The 13,508-nt window shown below is 73.6% G+C and carries 16 protein-coding genes; 14 read left to right on the top strand and 2 right to left on the bottom strand.

Annotated features, from left to right (window positions below):
* Positions 1 to 46: 46 nt before the first annotated feature.
* Positions 47 to 517: a P-loop nucleotide/nucleoside kinase family protein gene (locus HGA03_RS05125; protein ID WP_210732204.1), complete on the top strand. Its 471-nt coding sequence runs from the start codon at positions 47 to 49 to the stop codon at positions 515 to 517.
* Positions 518 to 521: 4 nt separating this feature from the next.
* Here HGA03_RS05125 and HGA03_RS05120 read toward each other — a convergent pair whose 3' ends face one another.
* Both HGA03_RS05120 and HGA03_RS05115 read right to left on the bottom strand, forming a co-directional pair.
* Positions 522 to 1,625 (bottom strand): DUF6544 family protein, encoded by a 1,104-nt coding sequence (locus tag HGA03_RS05120; protein WP_168629159.1) that lies wholly within the window; start codon positions 1,623 to 1,625, stop codon positions 522 to 524.
* A complete protein-coding gene (locus tag HGA03_RS05115) occupies positions 1,622 to 2,080 on the bottom strand; it encodes a MarR family winged helix-turn-helix transcriptional regulator (protein WP_168629158.1) in 459 nt (152 codons plus the stop codon). Before HGA03_RS05115 ends, HGA03_RS05120 begins: the two co-directional genes overlap by 4 nt.
* A gap of 86 nt (positions 2,081 to 2,166) precedes the next feature.
* On the opposite strand from HGA03_RS05115, the gene HGA03_RS05110 reads away from it, so the two are divergent.
* The 13 genes from HGA03_RS05110 to HGA03_RS05050 all read left to right on the top strand — a co-directional run bounded on the left by HGA03_RS05110 (position 2,167) and on the right by HGA03_RS05050 (position 13,479).
* On the top strand, positions 2,167 to 2,505 hold the full coding sequence (locus tag HGA03_RS05110) for a PadR family transcriptional regulator (protein WP_168629157.1): 339 nt from the start codon (positions 2,167 to 2,169) through the stop codon (positions 2,503 to 2,505).
* Positions 2,502 to 3,347, top strand: coding sequence for a DUF5808 domain-containing protein (locus HGA03_RS05105; RefSeq protein WP_168629156.1), 846 nt, complete (start codon positions 2,502 to 2,504; stop codon positions 3,345 to 3,347). Before HGA03_RS05110 ends, HGA03_RS05105 begins: the two co-directional genes overlap by 4 nt.
* 94 nt (positions 3,348 to 3,441) lie before the next feature.
* Positions 3,442 to 4,308, top strand: a complete 867-nt coding sequence (locus tag HGA03_RS05100) for an ABC transporter ATP-binding protein (protein WP_168629155.1) — start codon at positions 3,442 to 3,444, stop codon at positions 4,306 to 4,308.
* Positions 4,305 to 5,117: an ABC transporter permease subunit gene (locus HGA03_RS05095; protein WP_168629154.1), complete on the top strand. Its 813-nt coding sequence runs from the start codon at positions 4,305 to 4,307 to the stop codon at positions 5,115 to 5,117. Before HGA03_RS05100 ends, HGA03_RS05095 begins: the two co-directional genes overlap by 4 nt.
* A 12-nt stretch (positions 5,118 to 5,129) precedes the next feature.
* Positions 5,130 to 5,732: a DUF1349 domain-containing protein gene (locus HGA03_RS05090; protein ID WP_203767742.1), complete on the top strand. Its 603-nt coding sequence runs from the start codon at positions 5,130 to 5,132 to the stop codon at positions 5,730 to 5,732.
* A 1-nt stretch (position 5,733) separates the two neighbouring features.
* Positions 5,734 to 6,111, top strand: coding sequence for a VOC family protein (locus tag HGA03_RS05085; protein WP_168629153.1), 378 nt, complete (start codon positions 5,734 to 5,736; stop codon positions 6,109 to 6,111).
* Between the two features lie 75 nt (positions 6,112 to 6,186).
* Positions 6,187 to 6,765, top strand: a complete 579-nt coding sequence (locus HGA03_RS19280; RefSeq protein WP_203767745.1) for a YdeI/OmpD-associated family protein — start codon at positions 6,187 to 6,189, stop codon at positions 6,763 to 6,765.
* Positions 6,766 to 6,770: 5 nt separating this feature from the next.
* Entirely contained in the window at positions 6,771 to 7,373 is a 603-nt protein-coding gene (locus HGA03_RS05075) for a M23 family metallopeptidase (protein ID WP_168629151.1), read from the top strand.
* Positions 7,374 to 7,443: 70 nt separating this feature from the next.
* On the top strand, positions 7,444 to 8,196 hold the full coding sequence (locus tag HGA03_RS05070; RefSeq protein ID WP_168629150.1) for an SAM-dependent methyltransferase: 753 nt from the start codon (positions 7,444 to 7,446) through the stop codon (positions 8,194 to 8,196).
* Positions 8,193 to 9,005, top strand: coding sequence for a class I SAM-dependent methyltransferase (locus HGA03_RS05065; protein ID WP_168629149.1), 813 nt, complete (start codon positions 8,193 to 8,195; stop codon positions 9,003 to 9,005). Before HGA03_RS05070 ends, HGA03_RS05065 begins: the two co-directional genes overlap by 4 nt.
* Positions 9,006 to 9,071: 66 nt before the next feature.
* Entirely contained in the window at positions 9,072 to 9,998 is a 927-nt protein-coding gene (locus HGA03_RS05060; RefSeq protein WP_168629148.1) for a cation efflux transmembrane domain-containing protein, read from the top strand.
* Between the two features lie 115 nt (positions 9,999 to 10,113).
* Entirely contained in the window at positions 10,114 to 12,123 is a 2,010-nt protein-coding gene (locus HGA03_RS05055; protein WP_168629147.1) for a beta-galactosidase, read from the top strand.
* A 102-nt stretch (positions 12,124 to 12,225) separates the two neighbouring features.
* Positions 12,226 to 13,479, top strand: a complete 1,254-nt coding sequence (locus tag HGA03_RS05050; RefSeq protein ID WP_168629146.1) for a sugar ABC transporter substrate-binding protein — start codon at positions 12,226 to 12,228, stop codon at positions 13,477 to 13,479.
* Positions 13,480 to 13,508: the final 29 nt, after the last annotated feature.

The following is a 13,508-nucleotide window of genomic DNA, read 5'->3' as shown; positions in this document are numbered from 1 at the left end:
GGAGGGGATCGGGCCGAGGTCCCTATCCTGGCGGCCGGGAGGTGCGATGGACGAGCAGGTGGTGCTGGTCTGCGGCCCGGCCGGTGCGGGCAAGTCGACCCATGCCGCCCGGCTGGCGGAGCAGGGTTACCTCTGGCTGTCCTTCGACCGGATCGCCTGGGAGCTCGGTCACCGGGAGCACCCGCTGGACCCGGACACCGCGGGCGCCGTGCACGCGATCATCCGGCAGCGGTTGCTGGCGGCGGTGGCCGCGGGGGAGCGGGTGGTGGTGGACACCAGCTTCTGGTCGCGGGCCGCCCGGGACGACTACCGCGCGCTGTTGGCGCCGACCGGGGTGGTGCCGGTGGTGCACCACCTGCGCGCGTCCGAGGCGACCATGCGGGCGCGGGTGGCGGCGCGCTCCGGCGACGGGCCTGATGACGTGCCGGTCCCGGCCGACCGGATGTCCGGCTACCTGCGCGGCTTCGAGGCGCCGACCGTGCAGGAGGGGCCGGTCCGGGTGATCAGCACCGAATGACCGCTCACGGTCCCGACTCCACCGCGAGGATGGTCAGCTCGGCGTAGCTGAACGTCCCGGCCGGTGCGTGCCAGCGGGCGCCGGCCGTCCCCGGGAGTCGACGGCCGCCGGTGTCGCGGAAGTCGTGCACCGGGGTGTCCCAGCGCATCGGGGTGAACGATCCGTCCGGCTCGGCGCGCAGCCGGTCGTCCGAGGTCAGATTGCGCAGGTCGCCCGACTCGTCGAACTCCAGCACGGCGCCGACCTCCTGGCCGCCGGTGCGGTAGGTGGCGCGCACCCGGCGATCGTCGATCGGCTGCCAGGTGACCGGGGCGTCGATCAGGGCGGCGGGCGCCAGCAGGCACAGGTCGTCGAACAGGGTCACGGCCTCGCTGAGGTCCATCGCCGGCCCGGCCGCATCGACCACCGGGATCACCGACAGCAGCCGCGCGGTCATCAGGGCCCGGCCGTCGGTGAGCACGTGCAGCACGTCGATCGGCAGTCCCGCACGGGTGGCGTCCAGCAGGAAGTGCCGGGTGGGGCGGGGGCCGTAGGTGTTGACCTGCTCGCCGGTGAAGGTCATCCACGGCTCGTCGGGTCCACCCCGGATCCGGCCGCGCAGCGTCGCGCGGACCCGGGTCACCCGCGGCCGGCCGACCGCGCCGGTGCGCCGCAGCCAGCCCGCGACGGGTGCCGGCAGCCCGGCCAGGTCGGCCTCGGTGACGACGCCGCGCGCGGGGACCGGGACGGGGGTGGCGGCGACCCCACGCCGGTAGCGACCGGGCAGCGACCGTGGACTGCTCCGCCACCAGGAGTGCGCCACGGCGGCCAGCAGCACCACGTCCGGCACCAGGCCCACCGCCGACTCCGGCCAGTGACCGGCGAGCAGGGCCAGCGAGCCGGCCGCCGCCGGCGCTCCCAGCCACCACCAGCGGCGCCGCCCAGCGATGAACCCGATCCCGGCGGCGACGGTCAGCAGGCACACCACCAGCCAGGCCCAGCCCGCGACCGGGGACACCACGAGCCCGGTGTCGCCCCAGCCCAGGCCGGCGGCCGTCCCGGTCAGGTGCACCAGGCCGTGCAGCACGATCAGCAGGCCCAGGGCGAGGCGCAGGACGGTCCGGGTCATGCGTCGCCCCGGGTGTCCAGGTTGGCCAGGCAGCGCTCGACCGCCGCCAGCAGCGTGCTGAGCTCCCCGTCGCCGAAGCCGGCGAACACCCGGGCGATGGCGTCGCGCTGATGGGCGACGGCCGCCGGTGCGTCGAAGAGCTCGGCCACCAGCGGGGTGACGGCGAGCCGGGTGGCCCGGCGGTCCGTGCTGTCCGGTTCGAGGGTCACCAGGCCGCGGGCAGCGAGCTGGCCGGCGATCTGCTTCACGTTCTGGCGCGAGGTGCCGTACACCGCGGCGGCCTGGGTCAGGGTCGGGCTCCGGTCGGGGAAGGCCTGCACCAGCACCGCCAGCAGCAGCCACTGGCGGGAGGTCACTCCGTACCGGGCCAGGGCGTCGTCGGCGTACCGGGACAGGTGCGAGCCGAGCACGAACAGGCTGCCGAACAGCTGGGACTCCAGGGGTGCGCGCTCCATCTACGTATGATGTTACGCAATCTGTCGGTGACGCCATGACGAACGTCCCGGGGTCACTGGATCCTTGTTGTGCCAGGATGCTTGTCATGCAAGGAAGCCCACGGACCGCCCAGTTGCGCAAGGGAGTGCTGGAGCTCGCCATCCTGGCGGTGCTGGACCGCGAGGAGTGCTACTCGATCGAGATCCTGGACCGGCTCGGCGCGCACCCGGCGCTGGCCGCGACCGCCGGCACCGTCTACCCGCTGCTCGCGCGGTTGGAGAAGTCCGGGCTGATCGGGCCGCGCTGGGGCGAGGCGGTCGGTGGGCCGCCGCGCAAGTACTACCGGCTGACGACCGAGGGGCGGGCCTGGCTCGCCGAGGGGGCGTCGGCCTGGTCGGACCTGAGCCGGGCGATGAACGAGATCCTCACCAGGAGGCAGCCATGACGCATCCGTACCTGCGCGAAGTGCAGGCACACCTGGGCCGGCTGTCCGCCGCGGATCGCCGACGCGCCCTGACCGCCCTGGCGGCCCAACTCGACGAGCTGACCGCGGCCGGGCTGGACCCGGTGCAGGCGCTCGGGGAGGCGGCGGACTACGCCCGGACCCTGCGCGAGGCGCTGGTGGACGAGGCGCCGCCGCAGGACGCACGCTGGCGGGTGCTCGGCCTGCCGGTCGAGGTCCGCGGGCCGGTGAGTGCGGACGTCCGTGCCCGGACCTGGGACCCGGCGAACCCGCACCTGGTGGTGCCGCGGCTGTTCGGCCTGGGCTGGACGCTCAACTACGGCGCGATCGCCGTGCGGGCCGGGCTGCTGCGGCCGGACGACGCGGGCCCGGACGTGCTCGGCGCGATCCCGGCGCCGGAGCTGCGCGCCGCGCAATCCGTGCCGCTGGTCGTCACCGGTCTGGCCGCCGGTGCCCTCGCGGTCGCCTGGCGCCGCCTGCCCTCGACCGTGGCCACCGGCTTCGGCCCGACCGGGCGGGTGCGCGGCCGGGGACCGCGGTGGACCGTGCTGGCCACGCTCGCCCTGGGTGCGGTCCCGGCGGTCTGGGCCCAGCGCGGCGGCGCGAGGCAGGACCGCCTGGTGCGCACCGCCAACGCCACCGCCCTGGCCGTGCTGTCCGCGGGGGTGACCGGCGCGACGATCGCCGAGGCCCGGCATCCCCAGGGACGGGCCGGGCTGCTGGTCGGCGCCGCCCTCCCGGTGGCCGCCGCCGGTGCCGTCGCGGTGGTCCTGGTCCCGCTGCGGTCCGGCCTGCGGCGCGCCTGGCACCGAGCGGGGGACTGAGCCGGATGGCCACACCCACCACACCGGCGGTCGAGGTCACCGGCCTGACCAAGCGGTTCGGCGACCGGGCCGCCGTCGCGGAGCGTGCTTCACCGTGGGCCGCGGCCGGGCGTTCGGGCTGCTCGGGCCGAACGGTTCCGGCAAGACCACCACCGTCCGGCTGCTGACCGGCCTGCTCACCCGGGATGCCGGGCAGGTGGCGCTGTTCGGCGAACCGCTGACCGACGCCAGTGCCGACCGGCTCCGGCGCCGGATCGGGGTGCAGACCGACACCGCGCTGTACGAGACGCTCACCGTCCGGGAGAACCTGCGCCTGTGGGGCGAGCTGCACGGCGTCGACCGGAGCGGCCTGGACCACCGGGTGGACGAGGTGCTGGACGTGCTCGGGCTGCTGGACCGGGGCGACTCCCGGGTGGGTGAGCTGAGCAAGGGGATGCGGCAGAAGGCGGCGATCGGTCGCGCGGTGCTGCACCGGCCCGACCTGCTGTTCCTGGACGAACCGACCGCCGGGCTGGATCCCGAGGCCTCCGCCGACCTGATCGCCTACCTGCACCAGCTGATCCGGGCCGCCAGCACCACGGTGATCATCTGCACTCACCAGCTGCACGGCCTGGAGGCGCTCTGCGACGACGTCGGGATCATCGAGCACGGCAGGCTGCTGGCCGCCGGACCGGTCGAGGAGCTGCTGCACCGGCGCTGGCCACGCAGCCGCTACCGGTTCACCGTCGGCGGCGAGGTGGCGCGGGCCCGGGCGGTCGCCGCCGAGGTGCTGGACCGGGCGCCCCGGGTGATCGATCCCGCGACCGGACTGCTGGAGGTGACCACCCCGGACCCCGCGGTGATCCCCGCCGTCGTGGCCGCACTGGTCCGGCACGACGTCCCGGTGCACGCGGTGGTGCCGGACCGGCCGACCATCGAGGAGCTCTACTTCGCCACCATCGACGATCGGGGTGCCGCATGATCGACCGCCGCCGGGTCTGGGCCGTGATGCGCAAGGACTGGCTCGAAGTGCTCCGCAATCCCCAGGTGATGACCTCGATGGTGATCGTGCCGGTGGTGTTCGCCGTGCTGATCCCCACCGCGGTCGGCCTGCTCGGCACCACCGGCGTGCTCACCTCGTTGATCGCCGGGATGCAGAGCTTCCTGGACAACCTGCCCGCCGGGATCGTGCCGGCCGGGTTCAGCGACGAACAGACCGTGCTGTACGCGGTGGTGGTCTACTTCATGGCCCCGCTGTTCCTGCTGATCCCGGTGATGGCCGCCAGCATCACCGCCAGCTCCAGCCTGGTCGGGGAGAAGGAGCGGCACACCATCGAGGGGCTGCTCTACACCCCGCTGACCAACCGGGAGCTGGTGCTGGCCAAGGTGCTCGGCTCGGTGCTGCCCGCGGTGGGGCTGACCTGGGCGGCCTTCGTGGTCTACACCGTGATCGTGAACGCCCTCGGCGCCGGGACCATCGGCGGTATGTTCTTTCCCACCTGGACCTGGGTGGTCCTGATCCTCGGCCTGGTGCCGCTGATCGGGTTCCTGGCGACCAGCCTGATCGTGGCGGTCTCCGGTCGTTCGAGCACGATGCAGGGCGCACAGGGGACGGCGATGGTGGTCGTCCTGCCGATCCTCGCGCTCGTGGTGAGCCAGGCGACCGGCCTGACGCTGTTCGACGTCCCGGTCGCGCTGGCCGGGTGCGCGGTGCTGGTCGTCGTCGACGTCGTCGCGTTCCTGGTGGTCGTCCGGCGGTTCGCCCGGGAACGGATCGTCACCCGCTTGTAGAGAGGACCCCCCGTGACCGAGATCATCCTGCCCGCGCTGCCGCACCCGCTGGAGCCACACGGTGATGCGGTCTGGCAGGTGCACGACGACGACGGGCTGAGCGCCACCGCCGGACCGCGGACCGACATCTTCACCGACCCCGCGAGCGGCACCCCCACGCTGAACGCCGACCGCCTGCTCGGCGTGCTGCCCGCCGGGGACTTCCAGCTGCGCTGCCGGGTCACGGTCGGCTTCGGCACCGATTTCGACGCCGGGGTGCTCCTGCTGTGGATCGACGACGCGCACTGGGCCAAGCTCTGCTTCGAACACTCCCCGAGCGGGCAGCCGACCATCGTCACGGTGGTCAACCGCACGGTCTCCGACGACGCCAACGCCTTCGCCGTCGACTCCCGCACCACCTGGCTCCGGGTGTCCCGGATCGGCGGGGTGTACACCTTTCACGCCTCGCAGGACGGCGAGGTCTGGCAGCTGGTCCGGCTGTTCGCCCTGGACGCGCCCGGCACGCCCCGGCTGGGGTTCGAGGTGCAGTCCCCGACCGGGCCCGGCTGCGACGTCGAGTTCGCCGGCATCCGGTTCGACGCGGCCACGCTGGCCGACCCGCGCGACGGGAGCTGAGATGGACGTCCTCGGCATCGACAACGTGTTCCTCGAGGTGGGCGACCTGGACCGGGCGGTGGAGTTCTACCGCGACACCGTCGGGCTGCCGGTGCACCGGCGGTTCGACGCGATGGGCACCGTGCTGTTCCGGATCGGGTCGGAGACCCCGGGGCTCGGCGTGGGCGTGGTGGAGAGCCCGCGACCGGGTGGGCACAAGCTCTGGTTCGAGGTGCCCGACGCGCGCGCCGCCGCCGAGCACCTCGCAGCAGCCGGCGTGGAGCTGAGCGCACCGCCGCACCAGATCGGCACCGGCTGGGTGGTGGAGATCGCCGACCCGTGGGGCAACCTGCTCGGCTTCACCGACTACCTGGACGCCCCGGCCCTCGCCCGCGGCTGACCACGGGGCGTCGGGCGGGTCGATGGGTGGTCGGCGGGACCTGCGATGCTCGACCGGACGCACAAGGAGGCCGCCGTGACCGCACCGTCGTACCTCGAGCACGGGCTCGTGTTCCCCGATCGCACCGCCCTGCGCAGCTGGCTGGCCGAGCAGGGGCCCACGGCGGACGGGGTCTGGCTGGTGATCGGCAAGCCCGGCGGTCCGCGGACCGTCAGTGCCGCCGAGGCCCTGGAGGAGGCGCTGTGCCAGGGCTGGATCGACGGCCAGATGCGCCGGGTCGACGATCTGGCCTACCGGAAGTACTTCGCCCCGCGCCGCCGCGGCAGCCGGTGGTCGGCCCGGAACCGCACGCTGGTCGAGCAGCTGATCGCCCGCGGGGTGGTCGCCCAGGCGGGTCTGGACGCGGTCGCGGCGGCCCGGGCGGACGGCTGCTGGGACACCACGGCCACCCCGCCGCCCAGCGACGAGCAGGGTGCCGAGCTGGACGCGCTGATCCGCGGGCACGAACCGGCGCACACCCACTGGTCGGGCATGTCGCCGTCGGTCCGGCGGACCTATGCCCGGCTGTACTTCGACGCGAAGACCGAGCAGACCCGGGCGCGGCGGCTGGAACGGATCCTGGACCGGTTGGACCAGAACCTGAAGCCGATGTGAGGCGGATGATCGCCCTCGCCTACCCGTTCACCGGCCGCTGGGCGGTGCGGAACAGTCCCGCGGACCGGGTGCCCAGCCACGGCACGACCCGGTTCGGCAGCGGGTACGCGATCGACTTCGTGCCGGTGGCCGCGGACGGACGGTCGGCGCCGATGACCTGGCGGTCCTGGCTGCGGCCGGAGGTTCCGGAGGCGTTCACCGGGTTCGGCCGTCCGGTGCTGGCGCCGGTCGGCGGCCGGGTGCTGGCGGTACACGACGGGGTGCCGGACCATGCCGCGCGCCGGGGGCTGCCGTCGGTCGGGTACGCCCTGGGTCAGCGCGGGCGGGTGGCCGAGGGCTGGCGGGCGGTGGCGGGCAACCACGTGGTGATCGACGGCGGGGCAGGGGTGGTGGTGCTGTGCCATCTGCGACGCGGCTCGATCACGGTGAGCGCGGGCCGGACGGTGCGGGTGGGGGAGGTCCTGGGTGCGTGCGGGAACTCGGGAAACAGCACCGAGCCGCACCTGCACCTGCAGGCGATGGACCGGTTCGACCCGGAGCACGGCCGTGGGTTGCCGATCGTTTTCCGGGACGGGTTGCCCCGGGGCGGGACCGTGGTGGTGGCGTAAATCCGTGGCGCCGGGGGACCGGACGTCGCGACGATGGCCGCATCCCCTCGATCAGTCAGGAGCACCACCCGTGGACTTCCTCCGCGTCTTCAGCATCCGTGAGAGCACGCTGCGCATCCACAACCCGATCACCGCCGACAAGCTGGCCACCCTCGGCCGGGCGTTGCAGTTCACGCCGGGCAGCACGGTGCTGGACCTGGCCAGCGGCTCGGGGGAGATGCTGTGCAGCTGGGCCCGGGACCACGCGATCGAGGGCACCGGGGTCGACCTGAACGCCGGGTGGGTGGACCAGGCGACCGCGCGGGCGGCCGAGCTGGGGGTGGCCGACCGGGTGCGGTTCGTCGCCGCGGATGCCGCCGGGTACGTCGCGGAGCAGCCGGTGGATGTGGCGTCCTGCGTCGGCGCGACCTGGATCGGCGGCGGCGTCGCCGGGACGATCGAGCTGCTGTCCCGCAGTGTGCGGCCGGGCGGGATGCTGCTGATCGGCGAGCCGTTCTGGACCCGGGTGCCGGAGGACCAGGCGACCGCCGAGGCCTGCGGGGCGACCTCGGCCGACGACTTCCGCACCCTGCCGGGACTGCTGGAGGAGTTCGACGAGCTGGGCTTCGACACGGTGGAGATGATGCTGGCCGATCAGGACAGCTGGGACCGGTACATGGCCCCGCAGTGGCTGGCGATCCGGCGCTGGCTGGACCAGAACCCGCAGGACGAGCTGGCGCCGCAGCTGCGCGAGACCCTCGCCACCGAGCCCGCGCGGTACGCCCGGTACCAGCGGGAGTACCTCGGCTGGGGCGTGTTCGCGCTGATCGCGCGGGACCGGTGACCGATCTGCTGCGGCTGGTCGCCCGGCCGGCCCGGTTCGAGCCCGGGGAGCCGTTCTGGGACGACCCGGTGATCGCCCGCACGCTGCTGGCCACCCACCTGGACCCGGAGGTCGACCTCGCCTCCCGCCGGCCGGCGACGCTGGACGCGACCGTGGCGCACCTGGCCGGGCGCGGGCTGCTCGGCCCGGGCACCCGGGTGCTGGACCTCGGCTGCGGTCCGGGGCTGCTGGCCGGGCGGATGGCTGCGGCGGGTGCGGCGGTCACCGGGGTGGACATCAGCGCCGGGTCGCTGGAGCACGCCCGGCGGGCGGCGGCCGAGGCCGGGCTGGAGATCCGGTACCTGCTGCGCGACTTCCGGGAGTTGGACTTCGACGGCGAGTTCGACCTGGTGATCCAGTCCTTCGGCGAACTGTCGACGCTGGACGACGCGACCCGGGACCGGCTGCTGGCCGCCGCCCGGCGCGCGCTGGTGCCCGGCGGTGCGCTGGTCTTCGACGTGACGACCCCGGCGGCCCATCCGCCGCAGTCGCCCGGCTGGGAGCTGGCCCACGGCGGGCTGTGGCGGCCGGACGAGCACCTGGTGCTGACCGCCCAGCACCGGTTCGACGACGACCTGCTGTGCGAGCAGTACGTGGTGGTCGCCGCGGACGGGGCGCGGGTGTACCGGATGTGGTTCCAGGACTACACCCCCGAGCGGCTGACTTCGGTGCTGGCGGCGGCGGGTTTCCGGGTGGCGGAAACCTGGGGAGCACTGACCGGGGAGCCGTACGCCCCCGGCGGCGAATGGCTGGCGGTGCTGGCGCGCTGACCTCGGGACGAGCCGGGCTGCGCCGGGTACGGTCGGGGACCTGATCGCGACCGGCGGAGGTGCCCGATGCCCGATCCGACCACGCCCGGACCCGCGGCCGAGCTGCGACGGGAACGGGTCGCCCTGACCATCTCCGCGCTGTCCTCGGCCGTGCTCGGCCTGGTGGCCCTGCTGGCCGGGGCGGTGCTGGGCTCGGCGGTGATCCTGTTCGACGGGATGTACACCCTGGCCGGGATCGCCCTGGTCGGGGTGTTCGCGCTGGCCTCCCGCGCCGCCGCCCGGTCGCCGGACCAGCAGTACCCGTTCGGCCGGCATGCGGCGACCCCGCTGGCGGTGGCGATGCAGGGCGCGGCGCTGATCGCCACCCTGGTCTACGCGGTGGCGGATGCGATCGGCTCCTTGGCCGGCGGCGGCACCGACACCGACCCGCTGTGGCTGGTGATCTACGGGGCGGTGGCGGCGGTGCTCAGCGCCCTGGTCGCACGCTGGCTGCGGGTCCGGGCGCCGTCCTCCGCCCTGGTCGACGCCGAGGTGGTGTCCTGGCGGGCCGGTGCCGGGATCAGTGCCGCGGTGGTCGCCGGTGGCCTGGCCGGGCTGGTGCTGGGCCGTACCGGGCACGACGCGGCGGCCGGGTATGTCGATCCGGTGCTGCTGTTGCTGGTGGTGGCGATGATCACCCCGATGCCGGTCCGGCTGATCCGGGAGGGGATGCACGAGCTGCTGGAGGGGGTGCCGCCGGTGCCGGTGGCCACCGAGGTGGACCGGGCGATCGCCGCGGCGCGCCAGGAGCTCGGCCTGGCGCTGCCCGACCCGGCGGTGCGGGCAACCAAACTCGGCCGGCGGCTGTACGTGGAGGTCGACTTCGTCGTGCGGCCGGGGGACTGGACGGTGGACGAGGAGGACGCGGTGCGCCGGGCGGTGGTCGCACGCATCCGGGAGCTGCCCTTCGACGTCTGGGCGAGCGTGGAGCTGACCACGGAGCCGATGCACTAGCTCCCTGCCCCGTGCACGGTCACAGTCGGATAACGAACACAACCCACCACTTCCCACCAGGTACGCCCTTCTGCCTACTGTGACCGTGCACAGCATCGCAAGGGAGCGACACAGGATGAGCGATTTCGGGTGGCCGACCGCGGGCATCTCCTACGGCGGCGACTACAACCCCGAGCAGTGGCCACGGCAGGTCTGGGACGAGGACGTGGCGCTGATGCGCGAGGCCGGGGTGAACCTGGTCAGCGTCGGCATCTTCTCCTGGGGGCTGCTCGAGCCGCGCGAGGGCGAGTTCGACTTCGGCTGGCTGGACGACGTGCTGGACCTGCTGCACCGGAACGGGATCGCGGTCGACCTCGGCACCCCGACCGCCTCGCCGCCCGCCTGGTTCTACGCCACCTACCCGGACAGCCGGGTGGTGACCCGGGACGGCACCGTGCTCGGCTTCGGGTCGCGCGGCATGGTCTCGCCGAGCTCCGCCGAGTACCGCGCCGCGGCCGCCCGGATCGCCGGTGAGCTGGCCCGGCGGTACGCCGACCACCCGGCGGTGGTGATGTGGCACGTGCACAACGAGTACGGCGCCCCGGTGGGCGAGGACTACTCGGCGCAGTCGGTGGCCGCGTTCCGGGACTGGTTGCGGGAACGCTACGGCTCGCTGGACGGGCTGAACGCGGCCTGGGGCACCGCGTTCTGGGGGCAGACCTACCGCGAATGGGCGCACGTCGGCGCACCGGTGGCCACCGCCTCGACCCCGAACCCCGCGCAGCAGTTGGACTTCGCCCGGTTCACCGACCACCAGCTCCGGGCCTGCTTCCGCGCGGAGCGGGACGCGATCCGGGCGCACGCCACCCAGCCGGTCACCACCAACTTCATGGCGCACCAGTCCTGGAACACCGATCTGTGGAAGTGGGCGCGCGAGGTCGACATCGTCTCGGACGACCACTACCTGTGGTCGCCGGACCCGGACGCGCATGTCGCGCTGGCGCTGTCGGCGGACCTGACCCGGTCGGTCGCCCGGGGCCGGCCCTGGGTGCTGATGGAGCACTCCACCTCGGCGGTGAACTGGCAGGGGCACAACATCGCCAAGCGGCCGGGGGAGATGCACCGCAACGCGCTGACCCACCTGGGCCGTGGTGCGGACGGGATCTTGTTCTTCCAGTGGCGGGCCTCTCGCTCCGGGGCGGAGAAGTTCCACTCGGCGATGCTGCCGCATGCCGGCACCGGGTCCCGGGTGTTCCGCGAGGTGGTCGACCTGGGCGACCGGCTGGGCCGGCTGGCGGAGGTCGCCGGGTCGCGGGTCCGGGCCCGGGTGGCGGTGCTCTACGACTGGGAGTCGCTGTGGGCGCAGGACCTGCAGTGGCGGCCCTCGGACGACCTCGGGTTCCGGGAGCGGATGCGCACCTACTACGAGCGGCTGTGGCGGGACGGCGTGACCGTCGACTTCGCCCACCCGGAGGACGACCTGTCCGGCTACGCCCTGGTGGTCGCACCGGCGTCGTACCTGCTCACCGCGGCGGCCGGCAAGAACCTGACCGGTTACGTCGCCCAGGGCGGCACCCTGCTGGTGTCCTGCTTCGCCGCGGTGGTGGACGAGCACGAGGCGGTGCACCCCGGCGGCTTCGGCGCCCCGCTGCGCGAGGTGCTGGGCACCAGCACCGAGGAGTTCCTGCCGGTGCGGGCCGCCGATCAGGTGACGGTGGACCTGGACGGCACCGCGCTGGCCACCGACACCTGGGCCGAGCACCTGAGCCTGGCCGGCGCGGAGGTCCGTGGGGTCTACCGCGGTGGCCCGGCGGACGGGATGGCGGCGATCACCCGGCACCGGCACGGCGAGGGCACCGGCTGGTACGTCAGCACCCGACTCGGGGTGGATGCCCTGGCGCCGGTGCTGGCCGCGGTCTACGCCGACGCCGGGATCACCCCGCCCGGGCAGCCCGAAGGGCTGGAGCTGGTCACCCGGCACGGGACGGACCACGACTACCTGGTGGCGGTCAACCACCGGGACACCGGCGTGCAGTTGGACGTCACCGGCACCGAGCTGCTCTCCGGCGAGGAGACCGGCGGCTCGTACCGGATCGGCGCGGGTGGGGTGGCGGTCTTCCGCACCCCGTCGGGGGGTGATCGCTGACCCACCTGCCCAGCAGTGCCGCGGGACGAGGACGTCCCGCACCACCCACGGGTCGGCCGTGGCGCGACGGAGCGCCGGCGACCCCTGTCGGAAGGACAGCAGATGCGCAAGAACCTCGCAGTGGGCATCGCCGCCGCGGCGACGATGGCACTCCTGGCGGCCTGCGGCGGTGGTGGCGACACCCCGTCCGCCGAGTCCACCACCACCGGCGGCGGGTCGGACGGCTCGGGCGCCGAACTGGTGATCTGGTCGGACGCCGAGCGCGCCGAGGCGATCAAGAACGCGGCCGCCGACTTCGAGGCGGACACCGGCGCCACGGTCACCATCGTGCAGAAGAACTTCGAGGACCTGCGGGCCGACTTCCTGTCCCAGGTCCCCACCGGGGAGGGCCCGGACATCACCGTCGGCGCGCACGACTGGCTGGGCGAGTTCGTCGAGTCCGGGGTGGTCGACACCCTGGATCTGGGCGACCGGGCGGCCGACTTCGAGTCGGTGACCCTGGACGCGTTCACCTACGACGGCCAGCTCTACGCCCTGCCCTACGCGCAGGAGGCGGTCGCGCTGATCCAGAACGTGGACCTGGTCGGCGACACCGCACCGGCCACCTGGGACGAGATGATCCAGATGGCCACCGATGCCGGGTTCGGCGACCGGCCGTTCATCCTCTACACCAACGGCGCCGAGGGTGACATGTACACCTCGTACGCCTTCCAGACCTCCTTCGGTGCGCCGGTGTTCGTGCAGGACGAGGACGGCTCGTACACCAGCGAGGTCGGCATGGGCGGCGAGGGCGGCCAGGCCTACGCCCAGTGGATCCACGACAACGGCTCGGCCGGCACCGGCTACTTCACCGACACGGTGGACTACGACATCGGCAACGAGCTGTTCGCCACCGGGCAGTCGCCGTTCATCGTGCAGGGCCCGTGGACCATCCCGACCTACCAGGACGCCGGGATCGAGGTCGCGGTCAACCCGATCCCGTCCGCCGGTGGCGAGACCGCCTCGCCCTTCGTCGGGGTGCAGGGCTTCTACCTGTCCGCGCAGTCCAAGAATGCGCTGCTGGCCAACGAGTTCCTGGCCAACTACGTGGCCACCCCGGAGGCACAGCAGGCGCTCTACGACGCCGACCCGCGGATCCCGGCGCTGACCGCCGTGGCCGAGGAGGTGGCGGACGACCCGATCATCGCCGGGTTCATCGCCTCCGCCCAGAACGGCGTGCCGATGCCGAACATCCCGGAGATGGGCGCGGTCTGGGACTACTGGAACGCCGCGCAGATCGCCCTGATCAAGGGTGAGGACCCGGCGTCCACCTGGACGTCGACGGTGTCCAGCATCGAGTCCGCCATCGGCGGCTGATCCACCCGGGGCGGGGTGTGCCCGCACCC

The organism is Cellulomonas denverensis, assembly GCF_012396125.1.
GTDB classification, from domain to species: Bacteria; Actinomycetota; Actinomycetes; order Actinomycetales; family Cellulomonadaceae; genus Cellulomonas; species Cellulomonas denverensis.
Note: the sequence above shows the minus strand (reverse complement) of the source record. Positions and strands in the feature narration are given on the sequence as shown.

Bases quoted from the DNA above. Each gene is read 5' to 3' on its own strand.
- HGA03_RS05110 (WP_168629157.1), top strand. From the start codon at position 2,167: ATGCAAGGAAGCCCACGGACCGCCCAGTTGCGCAAGGGAGTGCTGGAG.
- HGA03_RS05120 (WP_168629159.1), bottom strand. From the start codon at position 1,625: ATGACCCGGACCGTCCTGCGCCTCGCCCTGGGCCTGCTGATCGTGCTG.
- HGA03_RS05085 (WP_168629153.1), top strand. From the start codon at position 5,734: ATGGACGTCCTCGGCATCGACAACGTGTTCCTCGAGGTGGGCGACCTG.
- HGA03_RS05125 (WP_210732204.1), top strand. From the start codon at position 47: ATGGACGAGCAGGTGGTGCTGGTCTGCGGCCCGGCCGGTGCGGGCAAG.
- HGA03_RS05075 (WP_168629151.1), top strand. From the start codon at position 6,771: ATGATCGCCCTCGCCTACCCGTTCACCGGCCGCTGGGCGGTGCGGAAC.
- HGA03_RS05055 (WP_168629147.1), top strand. From the start codon at position 10,114: ATGAGCGATTTCGGGTGGCCGACCGCGGGCATCTCCTACGGCGGCGAC.
- HGA03_RS05105 (WP_168629156.1), top strand. From the start codon at position 2,502: ATGACGCATCCGTACCTGCGCGAAGTGCAGGCACACCTGGGCCGGCTG.
- HGA03_RS05050 (WP_168629146.1), top strand. From the start codon at position 12,226: ATGCGCAAGAACCTCGCAGTGGGCATCGCCGCCGCGGCGACGATGGCA.
- HGA03_RS05095 (WP_168629154.1), top strand. From the start codon at position 4,305: ATGATCGACCGCCGCCGGGTCTGGGCCGTGATGCGCAAGGACTGGCTC.
- HGA03_RS05115 (WP_168629158.1), bottom strand. From the start codon at position 2,080: ATGGAGCGCGCACCCCTGGAGTCCCAGCTGTTCGGCAGCCTGTTCGTG.
- HGA03_RS05060 (WP_168629148.1), top strand. From the start codon at position 9,072: ATGCCCGATCCGACCACGCCCGGACCCGCGGCCGAGCTGCGACGGGAA.